This window comes from Oscillibacter valericigenes (genome assembly GCF_021531435.1).
Lineage (GTDB): Bacteria > Bacillota > Clostridia > Oscillospirales > Oscillospiraceae > Oscillibacter > Oscillibacter valericigenes_B.
The window spans coordinates 18,882-30,585 of sequence record NZ_JAFBIS010000024.1 but is presented as its reverse complement, the minus strand read 5'-3'; the positions used below and the strand labels follow the sequence as shown (position 1 = coordinate 30,585).

At 57.0% G+C, this 11,704-nt stretch carries 10 protein-coding genes and 1 pseudogene; 1 reads left to right on the top strand and 10 read right to left on the bottom strand.

Going from position 1 to position 11,704, the window contains the following annotated elements:
* Nucleotides 1-55 precede the first annotated feature (55 nt).
* The 4 genes and pseudogenes from JQM68_RS11490 to JQM68_RS14005 all read right to left on the bottom strand — a co-directional run.
* Nucleotides 56-307 (bottom strand): Abi family protein, encoded by a 252-nt coding sequence (locus JQM68_RS11490; protein ID WP_235223143.1) that lies wholly within the window; start codon nucleotides 305-307, stop codon nucleotides 56-58.
* A gap of 1,375 nt (nucleotides 308-1,682) precedes the next feature.
* Complete coding sequence (locus tag JQM68_RS11485; RefSeq protein ID WP_235223142.1) at nucleotides 1,683-2,930, bottom strand: hypothetical protein; 1,248 nt, start codon at nucleotides 2,928-2,930, stop codon at nucleotides 1,683-1,685.
* 13 nt (nucleotides 2,931-2,943) lie between these two features.
* Nucleotides 2,944-3,657, bottom strand: a complete 714-nt coding sequence (locus tag JQM68_RS11480; RefSeq protein ID WP_235223141.1) for a hypothetical protein — start codon at nucleotides 3,655-3,657, stop codon at nucleotides 2,944-2,946.
* A gap of 341 nt (nucleotides 3,658-3,998) precedes the next feature.
* A pseudogene (locus JQM68_RS14005) lies at nucleotides 3,999-4,079 on the bottom strand (polysaccharide biosynthesis C-terminal domain-containing protein); the annotation flags it as partial.
* A gap of 145 nt (nucleotides 4,080-4,224) precedes the next feature.
* On the opposite strand from JQM68_RS14005, the gene JQM68_RS11475 reads away from it, so the two are divergent.
* Nucleotides 4,225-8,085 (top strand): S-layer homology domain-containing protein, encoded by a 3,861-nt coding sequence (locus JQM68_RS11475; RefSeq protein WP_235223140.1) that lies wholly within the window; start codon nucleotides 4,225-4,227, stop codon nucleotides 8,083-8,085.
* A gap of 66 nt (nucleotides 8,086-8,151) precedes the next feature.
* On the opposite strand, the gene JQM68_RS11470 is transcribed toward JQM68_RS11475, so the two are convergent.
* From JQM68_RS11470 to JQM68_RS11445, 6 genes are read right to left on the bottom strand one after another with little or no spacing between them, the layout of a single operon-like run.
* Nucleotides 8,152-8,730, bottom strand: coding sequence for a putative phage tail protein (locus JQM68_RS11470; RefSeq protein ID WP_235223139.1), 579 nt, complete (start codon nucleotides 8,728-8,730; stop codon nucleotides 8,152-8,154).
* Entirely contained in the window at nucleotides 8,727-9,509 is a 783-nt protein-coding gene (locus tag JQM68_RS11465; protein ID WP_235223138.1) for a baseplate J/gp47 family protein, read from the bottom strand. Before JQM68_RS11465 ends, JQM68_RS11470 begins: the two co-directional genes overlap by 4 nt.
* Nucleotides 9,506-9,946, bottom strand: coding sequence for a DUF2634 domain-containing protein (locus JQM68_RS11460; protein WP_235223137.1), 441 nt, complete (start codon nucleotides 9,944-9,946; stop codon nucleotides 9,506-9,508). The genes JQM68_RS11465 and JQM68_RS11460 overlap by 4 nt, the downstream gene beginning before the upstream one ends.
* On the bottom strand, nucleotides 9,943-10,191 hold the full coding sequence (locus tag JQM68_RS11455; RefSeq protein WP_235223136.1) for a hypothetical protein: 249 nt from the start codon (nucleotides 10,189-10,191) through the stop codon (nucleotides 9,943-9,945). Before JQM68_RS11455 ends, JQM68_RS11460 begins: the two co-directional genes overlap by 4 nt.
* A complete protein-coding gene (locus tag JQM68_RS11450) occupies nucleotides 10,188-11,078 on the bottom strand; it encodes an XkdQ/YqbQ family protein (protein ID WP_235223135.1) in 891 nt (296 codons plus the stop codon). The genes JQM68_RS11455 and JQM68_RS11450 overlap by 4 nt, the downstream gene beginning before the upstream one ends.
* Nucleotides 11,075-11,704: a LysM peptidoglycan-binding domain-containing protein gene (locus JQM68_RS11445; RefSeq protein WP_235223134.1), complete on the bottom strand. Its 630-nt coding sequence runs from the start codon at nucleotides 11,702-11,704 to the stop codon at nucleotides 11,075-11,077. Before JQM68_RS11445 ends, JQM68_RS11450 begins: the two co-directional genes overlap by 4 nt.

Below are 11,704 nucleotides of genomic sequence, written 5' to 3'. Positions count from 1 at the left end.
TTTTTGAAAATAATTCAAGAAACATTTCCATGAAAATGCCCGCCTTACCCACCCCTCACGGAGTGGGCTTGCGGCGGGCAATTTTGTCAAAGCGGTACAATGCTAAGATATCGGCAAATGAGGTGTTGGGCTGATACTTTTTGGTTGCAGGGTCATATAAGTGGAAACTGTATCCCCGCAGGCGGTAATAACCGATGGTAGACAGAGCTTCCATGGCTTCCTGCGGACAGGGAACTGTCATGCCGGCATCGATATACGTTTGATATTGCTGCTGGATGGAAAGAACTTTCTTGGGATAAGGCGTCATACAGATACCCCCGGGCATAAAAAGTCCCACCGGGTTGCGCATAATCATCCGAGATGAACATAGGCGTGGTGGGCTCTGTTGTGTTTAAGTATAAAAGCAGGAAGAAAAATTGTCAAGATTTTTTGACAATACTTTATACAATCAGAGTTCGTGAAACGAGGCAATTCCTCTCGGGGGCTCGAATAACCGAGGATCCTTGCCTTTGATTACTGAATTGTCTCAGAACCCAGAGCAGTCTTTTTCCTTGTTCGCTCAGTTCTGATGCGGAATTCATACCGTACCAGTACACATACCGTTCTGCCCGCTTTGGTTTTCGGTAATCAAGGGATGCCAGCCAGAATTCGCCCTGCTTTCGGCGCCGTTCTTGCTTTATCCAAAACGCTTACACAAAATTTTGCGCCGAACCCGGCTGTATGATCAAACATGCTCCTCCGCGAAGCCAGCGCAAGCTGTTCGTTCGCGGGGGAGCATGTTTCTTTGCCGGTCTGATCCATTATCCGATTTGCCCGAAAGCCGCATTTCTTTCAGGAAGATTCCGATGGACTGCGTATGCCCTTCTTGGTGCCATTGAAATTCTCCTGTTCCAGATATGTGAATTTCGGCTAATGAAGTCCACTTGCACGGAATTTCCGGTCCATCTTCACGGATAACCAAGTCCACCGCCACGGTGAAGGAGTCCGGCTAATGCGACCGTTGACGCTCCCCACGGCTAAAGCCGGGGGATTCCTGGTTCAACGACAACAGCCTAAGAGACTGAAAAGCCTCCGAGGTCTTACACTATCTTCCCAGGCGTTACGTTCAGATCCGTCCGACCCTACGATATGAGAGAAAACAACTTATGCTGCTTGTTGTGAATTATCCCGCCTGATATCCGTCTGCGACGTCTTTTCAGACGGGGCTTCTGAACGCAGGGAGAAGGGCTTCTGATGGGTATTTCCCCCACCAAAGCTATTCACGAAGCTCTATCCCAGTGGGATTACTTTTTCAATTCTTTTACCGCAAGTCGGTGAGCCTTTGACTTGCTGGGTTTGGTATTGGCCTTCTGATTTTTCCGGTTTTCTTTTCAGGAGTCATAATCCGGGTGCCTGATGACAATCACGCTGGAAGAGTCCACAACACCGGTGAACAGTTCAGGCAATACCTTCCGCCCGATATTGGCTCTGTCATTCAGGTCAAAATTATGTTTTTTACACCCTGTATTTTTCCTCGTTCCGCAGGCTCATAAATCCCTTATATTGCAATGGGTTTGCGGTCCTTTTACAAGGTAAAATTTTTATTTTGATATTTTGAAAAAATTTAACCTCGTTTTTGACTCTTTCATACCGCTATCCTGTGGATTTTTCTGTTGTGCAGCTAACCATCAGCGCCCACTTTTTTATTCCCCATAATACAAATAATTTGCCACTTCATCCCCCCGGACCGGCCAAATTTCATAAGGTCCTTCGCCTAAAAAACATGAAACAAAGTCCGCCTGATACTCCCAACAAAGGAGGGGGATTGGATCTTCTTCGTCTGCATTTTTTAATTTTTTACGCAAACTTTCCAGTCTCACGATATTGCAGTCAAGGAATTGGCTAACTGCTTTTCCATCAAGATACAGGCACATCCCATGCATCTCCATGTCTCCAAATATGGCAGCCACAGCCTTAAAAATTTCTTCGATCGTGTACCGCGTCAACATCCATAAACACACGCAGCCATGCTCATGCCGCGGCAGGATGCGGAATTCCATTTTCCAAACAGGGTAGTCTGTTATAGCCCGAAAAATGGTTGTCTTTTTGCGCCAGGCATTAACGTCTACCATGTTGGCTGCAGCATTTCTCTGCGGTGCCCTTGCGTATCTCCGCGTCCGATTCTGGCTCGGAAGACGGTAGGTTTCCAGTCCGGAAAGCATGTCCTCATCACGATCGTATAAGATGATATGCTGCATCTCTGCATCCGGTCTAATGGGACCGATGATATTCCTGTACACGGCCCGGGTCCGACCTTCCATGCTGATTTCTGCCGACAGGTGCATCCGCATATATTCTTCACCGATCAGGTCATATACGGGCCCGCAGATCCCCTTGGAGAAGATCACACCCGAGGCCCTGGAAATCTGTTCACGACCCACTTTTGCCTCACGGTTTTCTTTCTGGGCTATGGCGTTGTTAATCAGTTTAATTTCCTTCGTGGACAGGTAAAGCGGGTTTTGAAGGCCCAGTTTCTGGTCGGACGCCAGTAATGTTTCTGACAAAAGCTCACGCTGCGCCCCGGTTTCAACACAAGATCTCAACATAAAAGCCTGTATATCTCCCTCGCGCTGCATCAGCAGCTTATGCGCATCACTGGTGCCTGGATGGTTTTGGTCACTAATCGCCATGTAGTACTCATAGGCCATCGGCATCTCTGCCCGCAAATGTTCCAACCCCTTGGTCGTTAACCGCATTTTGCGAGGCTGATCCTGGGTGTATGTAAGCACTCCCTCCCGCACCAGAGTACTCAAAACCTTGTGCACATATCCGTACGAATAGTGCAGCAGATTGAAATCCTCAGGCAGCGGCCTGATGGAACCTGCCATAAATACCGCAATCAGCTTCTCGAGTGCGCTCGTAAATACTGGCTTGGGATTGATTGTTTCCATTTTGTAATCCTCTCTATTGAAAATTTGGTACATCTTGATAAAATGCACGCAGGTCTGCCAGCATAGGCAGTTCGGGGTGCAGGGCTGCCCATTCGGCCAGATGGTGATGCTCCACGACCCACAGTTCCGTATGGGGCTGGTTTCCGGGATCGTCAACATAAAAGAACAGGTTATCACACAGAGGAGCCGCATCGTCCAAACAGACAACTGGCAAGACTGTATCCAGCAAGGCTTTGATTGCCAAATTGTCATTATCATAATAGGCCGCCTGCTTACCCGCCACATCATAATGGATATAGATCACATACGCGCGGACGAATGGCCGAAAATCCGCAGGACAACCGAAAAAAAGCTTGTCCTGGAGCTCACGGCTGTATAACGCGGTGTAGCCTTGGGCGGCCGCCCGGGTTTTGGTAATGGGCAAATTCGGCATGGTACAGCGCAAAATATACTGAGACTCGTAGCAGACGTCCACGCACAGCGCCCTCTGGGGATTGTATTCCTGCTCAGCATCATCCGGGAGGGGTATACAGCCCGCTGCCAGCATGTCCTGCAACGCAGCCAGCGTGTCCGTGGCGAACCGCAGACCTCGCTCTGCCTCCTCCTGCTGGTAGAGCTCCGGGGACGCCTCCACCTTCCGCTTCATGCGCTGCAAGAGCTGCAACAGCTGTTCCGCATGGTCGCCCGCATCTTCCAGACGACCTTTAAGACAATCAAAATCTCTCATCGAAATAATCCTCCATAATATCGGCAAGGGTAACGTAGCAGGTCTTTCAGAAGACCTCAGGGTAGTCAACTCCGGCCTATAAGATGTTGCTCTCACAAGTACCGTCCAAATCTTCAGATTTGGACGGAATTATTGACGATTTCTTTACCGGTTGCGCCATTCGGAGGGAAATGGAAATCTGGAAAGCCCGATAACCCCAAATGGCTTTTTATTGCTCCCTTCACAGACTATTTACCATCTAACAGTTTTTTTGTCAAATTATAGACCATATTCCCCGCTGCAACGAAAAAACAATCTTTATACCCTACAAGAGCCCCATCAGCTCACTCCTAACTGAAAGTCACAATGAAGAACTCCCATTTGCTGTTGTGCCAGTGCTGGCCTTTGGTAATGCCGGGTCTGGAGATGTTCACAGACACCTGCTTGACTTTCCGGCAGCTGGGTAGGGTAGTATCTCCCGTTCATAATTTGTTCATGATTTATACAGGCTTTTCAGGTATGGTACAGGTGTATAAATATCTTGCTATTTAAACGTAACCACTAGTCGAATTTATGGGAGGGGTACAGATGAAACATTTCCTGAAAAAGCAGCTGCCCGCGTTTCTGCTGGCCGTGCTCTTAGTGGCAGGCGCCGTGCCATCCGCTCTGGCCACCAACTGCCCCAACGGCCAGCACAAGTGGAGTTCCTGGCAGAAGCAGGATGACGGCACCCACGTCCGCACCTGCCTTGTCAGCGGCTGCACCGCCACGGAAAGCGCCGCCCACACCTGGGAGGCCAGCTATTCCACCGACGCCGCCAGCCACTGGAAGAAGTGCTCGGTGTGCGGTGCGGAGCAGACCCATACGGCTCACAACTTCCGTTCCGATCTGCAGAAGGATGCCGCTACCCATTGGGAGCAGTGCGACACCTGCGGCTACCGGGCCAATGAGGGCGGCCATCTGGACAAAAACCAGGACGGCAAGTGCGATACCTGCGGATACAGCACCGGCGTTCCCTATGTCACCGTCACCTTCATGAACGGCACCAGCACCTTCAAAACCCAGACCAATGTGACCAAGGGCGGTACCCCCGTCAACCCGGGCACGCCCACCAGGACCGCCAGCGGTAAGGTCTACACCTTCAAGGGCTGGACGACCACCAACCCCGGCTCCTCCGCCCTGTATAACGGCCAGACCGTGCTGACCAGCGCCCAGGTGGCAGCGACGGCGGTTTCCGCCAACACCACCTATTACGCCGTGTACACCGTGGCCAGCGACGGGGTCATCACTTACGAGGTAGACCCCGGCGATACGGTGTCCCTGGACAGAAGCGACTTTAAAGACCTCTTCGACACAGAAAGCGGCAACGGCTCTTTCCGGTATGTGCGCTTGTATCCAAACAGCAGTTACAAGTCCTCCAACGGCGTGTTCTACTATGATTACGAGGGCACCGACGAAGAGGCTCTTGCCAAGGGCGACCTGGAGGACTATGACTTCTACTACCGCTCCTCCAGCTACGGCGACTATCCCCTGGATGGACTGACCTTCGTGGCCGGCAAGGACGCCGACGGCAAGACCGTCACGGTGGATCTCCGGCTGTACGGCGACGACGGCTATGTCAGCGGCTCCCTGAAGATTGAGATCGACGATGACCGCTCCAGCGGAAATGGCGATCTGACCTATAAGGTGGAAGCCGGTGAAACCGTGGACTTTGACCGCGGCGATTTCCAGGCCCTGTTTATCGATGAATACCCCAGTGACAGCTTCCGGTATGTGTGTTTCTATCCCGACAGCAGCTACAAGTCCTCCAACGGCGTGCTGTACTACGATTACGACGGCAGCGATGAGGAAGCCTTTACCAAAAGCGACCTGGAGGACTACGACTTCTACTACCGCTCCTCCAGCTACGGCGACTATCCTCTGGATAAGCTGACCTTTGCGGCCGATGAGGACGCCGACGGCAAAACCGTCACGCTGGACTGCCGCCTGTACGGCGATGACGACTATCTGGACGCCACGGTGGAGATCCGCATCGGCGATACGGACGATGACGGCGACATCACCTACACCGTAGCCCCCGGCAAGGAAGTGTCCTTTGACAGCGATGACTTCAACGACTTCTTCCAGGACGAGGCCAATTCCAGCTACGACATCAAATACGTCACCTTCTCCACCACCGACACCCTCAGCAAATCCACCAACGGCCTGCTGTACGCGGGCCACGGCAAGAGCGGAGAGAAGTCCTTCACCAAGACCACCATTGACGATTTTGAGTTCTATTACAGCAAGTCCAGCGACGGTGACTACGCCCTGGACAGCCTGAGCTTCGTCGCCTCTGACGATTTCACCGGCTCTGTCACCCTGTCCTTCACCGCCTGGTATTCCAGCTCCAAGAAAGCCAGCGGCAAGGTCGTCATCAAGTCCACAGACAGCACCAAAGGCGACATCACCTATACCGCGGCCCCCGGCAAGGAAGTGTCCTTTGACAGCGATGACTTCAACGACTTCTTCCAGGACGAGGCCAATTCCAACAATGACATCAAGTATGTCACCTTCTCTACCACCGACACCCTCAGCAAGTCCTCCAACGGCATGCTGTATGCCAACCACGGCAAAAGCTCTGAGAAGTCCTTCACCAAGACCACCATTGACGATTTCGAGTTTTATTACAGCAAGTCCAGCGACGGCGACTACGCCCTGGACAGCCTGAGCTTCGTGGCCTCTGACGATTTCACCGGCTCTGTCACCCTGTCCTTCACCGCCTGGTATTCCAGCTCCAAGAAGGCCAGCGGCAAGCTGATTATCAAGTCCTCGGACAGCGGCAAGGCCGACATCACCTACACGGTGGAGCCCGGCAAGGAAGTGACCTTTGACCGGGGCGACTTCAACGACTTCTTCCAGGATGAGAAGGACACCTCCAATACTATCAAGTACGTCACCTTCTCCACCGACGACGCCCTGAACAAATCCGCCACCGGCCTGCTGTACGTGAACTACGGCAAGAGCAGTGAAAAATCCTTTACCAAGAGCACCCTTGAGGATTTTGAGTTTTATTACAGCAAATCCTCCGACGGCGACTACGCCCTGGACAGCCTGAGCTTCGTGGCCTCTGACAGCTTCAAGACCCCTATCACCCTGTCCTTCACCGCCTGGTATTCCAGCACCCAGAAGGCCACTGGAAAGCTGGTCATCCAGCCTGCCAGCCAGACAGTCATCAATCTGGGCTATCAGGGCGACATCCTGTATAGCTCCACCGGCGCTGCGGTGCAGATCAAGGCCAGCGACATCAGCCGCTTCCTTAAGAGCAAGTATCCCTCCTCCACACTGCAGTCCGTGGTGCTGGGCGGCGTACCTGCCACCGGCAGCCTGTACTATAACTACTACGGTGCCAGCTCCTATGGCGCATCCAAGCTGCTGCTGACGGCGGCCAACTGCAAGCAGTACACCCTGTACGCCAATCCCACTTCTACCAGCCAGTGCGCCCTGACGGAGCTGTTGTACGTGCCCAGTGGAACCAACTACTGCGCCGCCGTACCCTTCACCGCCTACGGCACCGGCTCCGTCAGCGCCTCCGGAACCATCCTCATCAGCGTGAACCGAAGCGCGGTGGGCGAGGTCTACGGTGTGACCCCCAAGAACACCGCCGTCACCTTCCCGGCATCTTCTATTTACAGTGTAGTGTTCAGTGCCACCGGCGCCAGCCTGGACAGCATCCAGCTTTTGAAGCTGCCCGCCTCCAACGTAGGCACTGTGTATGTGGGCACCTCTACCGCGGCCAACACCCTGACCAAATACGGCTACTCCAGCGGCTCCCAGCAGATCAGCCAGCTGAGGTTCGTACCCGCCACCGGCTACACCGGCTCCGTGGAGATTCCCTATGTTGCCTATAACAGTAGCGGCACCGCCGTAGCCGCCGGCAAGTTCTGCCTGGGCGTGGTAAACAGCGCCAAGAAGTTCAGCGACGTGACCTCCTCCACCTGGTGCTACAAGTACGTGGCGGAGCTGGCGGACAGCAAGGTCATCGACGGCTACGCCGACGGCTCCTTCAAGCCCGACAACACCATCACCTACGGTGCGGCGCTGAAGCTCATTATGCTCGCCGCCGGCTATCCCGAGCAGAAGCCCACCGGCAGCAACGCTTTCAGCGGCTATCTCACCAAGGCCCGGGCCGAGGGCATTGTCACCCGCAGCAACGTGGATCTAACGAAGCCCATTACCCGCCTGCAGGTGGCCCAGCTGGCTGCCGGGGCCATGAAGCTGGATAAGACCAACCTCTCCAGCATCAAACCCTTCACTGACACGGATGACCCCAGCGTCCAGGCCCTGAACGCGGCCGGCATCGTGGAGGGATATTCTTCCGGCGGCACCAGCGTCTATAAGCCGAACAACACCCTGACCCGGGGTCAGGTCTCCGCCATCGTCTGGAGAATGCGGAACTACCAAAAGTAACCTCCCATAAAAGTTGAGGGAAGGGGCGCAATTTGCGCCCCTTCCCCTTTTTTGCGTGCGGTACGTTTACGCCTCCCAGATCTCCACCATCACGCCACCCGTCAGGGCGGCGTATCGGGCACAGTCCGAGCGCTGGATGTCGTCACCGGTGATCTCCACCATCACGCCCCCGGTGAGGGCGGCCCATCGGTCAGAGGCCATATCCGCCCCCGGCATTACGACTACTTCCAGGTGGGCGGGCTTCAGCTTCTCCACCGCCCGTTCCAGCAACGCGGTATTCTCCGGAATGCGTCCACGACTGACAGCCTCCGCCGTCACCCGCCAGTTGGGGAAGTCCTCCTCCACCTCTCCCCTGTCGGCGCCGCCCAGGGTGACGCACAGCTCCCGCAGCAGTGCCGGGGTCAGGGTGCGCCCGCCCGCCATGGCGGCCCGGACGGAGGCCCGGCGGTCTTCCAGAGAAGCCCCCTCCCGGACGGGCAGGCCGTAATCCTGCTCCCACAGGGAAAGGCCCTCGTCAGCGGAGGAGATACACACCTGCGCGTTTTTCTCCGCCACGGCGTCCGCCATGGCGCGCTCGCCCTGTTCCAGCGCCGCCAGCGTCTCCCGGACGGGAGACAGCTCCGTCACAAATTCCGGCAGTCTCACGCGCTCACCTCCGTCAGCGTCACCGTGCCCGCCACAGGCGCCGCACCATCCGCCAGCGTCAGACTGTCGCCGGAGCCGTTCATGGTGAACCCGGACACGTCCGCCACTCCCTCACAGTCCAGCAGCAGCCGCAGCACCTTGGCGTGGCTCACCACATTCGTCCGCAGGGCGGTGTCCCGGAAAAAGTCCGCCAGTGCGCCGGAAAAGGCGGTTTTCACGGCTTCCAGGTCCCCGCTGTCCATCAGCGTTACCGTGGCAGAAACATTCACCGCCGTCTCTTTCGCGGCAATTACTTTTGCGTCGGCCCCCACGGGCCGCTCCGCGTCCATGATGGCCTGTGCTTCCGCGATGACGGCCTGCCCGGGAGCCTTGCCGTCCCGTCCCACCGCCACGATGTCCACAGTGCCGTTTCCCCGCGCCAGGGGCAGCACCTTCACCCGCAAAATATCCGCCACCTGGCCGCACCAGGCGGCGTAGTGGTCGGCGTTGCCGGAGGCAGGGGTGGCAGCCAGGGCCGCTAGGGTGCGCTCACGAAGTTCGTCGTCCGTCTCCCCTTCCTTGCGGACGCAGCCCCGGTCGGCGCACACCGCCGTCAGCCAGTCCCCCACGGCAGAGGATACGAAGGCCCGGCGCTCCAGGCCGTCGATGTCCATGCTCCAGAGCTGAGCCATCCCGTCGGCGCAGGCACGGAGCACATCCCCGGCGAAGGTGCCCTCTTCGGCGCTTCCGGGGCCGGTGTAAGCGGCTGTCAGAAGCCGCAGCATTTCTTCTTTCGTCATGCGATTGGAACCTCCGTTATTTGGGTAAACTCCTCATAGACGGTGTGGACAGTGAACCGGGCCTCCACCCCGCTCCCCACTTTGGAAAATGAGAATCCGTCCACCTCCCGGATGTAGGGCGAAACCAGCAGGGCGTCCCGTACATACTGCCGCACCTGGCTCTCCAGAATGCCCTGGTCAACGCAGCCGCCCAGCAGCGACGCCAGCTCGTTGCCGTAGCCCGCCGACCATGCGGTATAACGGAACCGCTCGCTCTCGGGTCGCAGGGCCTTCGTCACCCAGATTTTCAGAGCCTCGCCCCCGCTGACGAGATACGGCTCGCCGTTCCGCAGGGCGAAGGACTGGTTTTCCCAGTCCACGGCCCACTCCTGGAACAACGGCAGCACCGCTTCCTTTGAAGTTCCCTTGGGGGTCTCCCCCCAGTCGGGAAAAATCATGCGCCGCCACCTCCCACGAAGCCCAAAATCCAAAAGCCCTCCTCGCACAGCAGCAGGGCCACCTCCCGACCGATGTCCTCTTTTCGGAACACCGTACCGTTAGGATAAAACAGCCCCTCGGTCAGCTTTGTCCCCCGAACGGTAACGGTCAGGGGCGAAATGCTGGTCAGGGTGCCGAACAGCCCCTCCGTGGCCACCTCCGGCGACCGGAGCAGCAGCTCCAGCAGCTCACTGTAAACATTCATGTCTTAATCGCCTCCAAGCTTAGAGAAGTGGTGAACAGCCCTCTCTCCCATTTGTGTTCATGGGCGGTTACGGTGTAAAGCCCCTCCAGCCCCCACTGGGGCCGGTGTACCTCCACCGTGCCGCCACACCGCAGCGACAGGTCTCCCAGAAACGTCACCCGGGCGGACATGGTTCTCCCTTTGAGGGCCGCTTTCGCCTGTGCCGCCGGGTCGCCGTCCTTACCGATGACCTGCTGGAACTGCCCGAAAAGAGCCGCGTCCCCATCGTTCCGGGCACTGACAAGGCGGTTTCCGTTCCGCCCCACCACCACGGCCCGGTTCACCATCTCCCGGATGGACGCCCGGCTGGAAACCTCCAGCACCCGCTCCGGACGCAGAAGGACAGCGTTGCCACTCCCTTTCGTCACGGTCAGCACCCCGTCCCGGATGGCAATTTCCCGCCCCTCCCCCACGGCGCGGCGCAAAATGGAAAAAGCGGACTGCCCCGCCCCGGTGACGATGGTGCGCCGCAGGCCGTCGTCCTCCACGGTGCTCAGCGGAATGCCCAGCTCCCCGGCGATTTTCGCCGCAATGTCTTTTCCCGTCCCGGCGTACACGCCATAAAGCTCGTTCCTTGTCAGGTAGATGCCCTGGTCATAGGCTGTCAGGGTCACCGCTTCCGGGGTGCGGTTGATCTCATGGACACTGCCAAGGAAGATTTCTTTCCCCTCATCGTCCAGCAGCCGCACCGGGTCGCCCACCGCCACGGACAGCTTCAGAAAGTAGGTGTCCGCCGGGGCGGTCAGCACCGTGGCAGTGAGGGTTGCCGCCGCCTCGTTCCGGGTCTTGCCCAGCCGCACCGATTCCAGAGCGGGCAAAGCAATTTGTTGTCCGATATACAGCTTCACAGCGTCAGCACCTTCCCAATTTGCAGCTTCCGGGGGTCCGCCACGCCGTTTTTGGCGGCGATGCTCCCCCACTTCGTCCCGTCGCCGTAAAAGCGGCAGGCGATGTCCCAAAGGGTATCCCCTTTTTTTACGGTGTAGGTCTGGGGCGTGACCCGCTCGTCCGTCCGCATTTGGGCAGAGGCAGAAGATGCGCCGCCACTGCCCCCGGCCAGAGCCGTCAGAGCCGACTTGAATTTATACTCCCGCAGTGTCAAAGCCAGCCCCACGTCCCGGTCGCCCTCCGCCAGCGTCTCGGACACATCCTCGATGAGGAACGCGTCGTTGATGTCGGTGCCGGAGATGATGAGCCGCACAGGGTCGCCGGAGTCCTGCCAGCTCTTCAGCATGGCGAGGGCGGTTTCCGGCTCCTGCCCGTTGTAAAAAGGAGAGTTCGGGGCAGGCAGAAAGGTGATCAGCCTGACCTCCCGCAGCCCCCGTCCGCCCCAGATGTTCACCGTGCCGCCCATGGCAAGGCTCCGCACCCGGTTCTCGTTGGGCCGGGATACGGTGAGCCGGGCGGGATTGACTGTAAAGTAGATGCGCTCTTCACCGTTGTTGTGCCAAAGCAAAACGGTTCTGGTGTTCAT

Excerpts from the sequence above, each read along its gene's own strand:
- JQM68_RS11485 (WP_235223142.1), bottom strand. The coding sequence starts at position 2,930 with ATGGAAACAATCAATCCCAAGCCAGTATTTACGAGCGCACTCGAGAAG.
- JQM68_RS11480 (WP_235223141.1), bottom strand. The coding sequence starts at position 3,657 with ATGAGAGATTTTGATTGTCTTAAAGGTCGTCTGGAAGATGCGGGCGAC.
- JQM68_RS11490 (WP_235223143.1), bottom strand. The coding sequence starts at position 307 with ATGACGCCTTATCCCAAGAAAGTTCTTTCCATCCAGCAGCAATATCAA.
- JQM68_RS11475 (WP_235223140.1), top strand. The coding sequence starts at position 4,225 with ATGAAACATTTCCTGAAAAAGCAGCTGCCCGCGTTTCTGCTGGCCGTG.
- JQM68_RS11460 (WP_235223137.1), bottom strand. The coding sequence starts at position 9,946 with ATGATTTTTCCCGACTGGGGGGAGACCCCCAAGGGAACTTCAAAGGAA.
- JQM68_RS11455 (WP_235223136.1), bottom strand. The coding sequence starts at position 10,191 with ATGAATGTTTACAGTGAGCTGCTGGAGCTGCTGCTCCGGTCGCCGGAG.
- JQM68_RS11445 (WP_235223134.1), bottom strand. The coding sequence starts at position 11,704 with ATGAACACCAGAACCGTTTTGCTTTGGCACAACAACGGTGAAGAGCGC.
- JQM68_RS11465 (WP_235223138.1), bottom strand. The coding sequence starts at position 9,509 with ATGACGAAAGAAGAAATGCTGCGGCTTCTGACAGCCGCTTACACCGGC.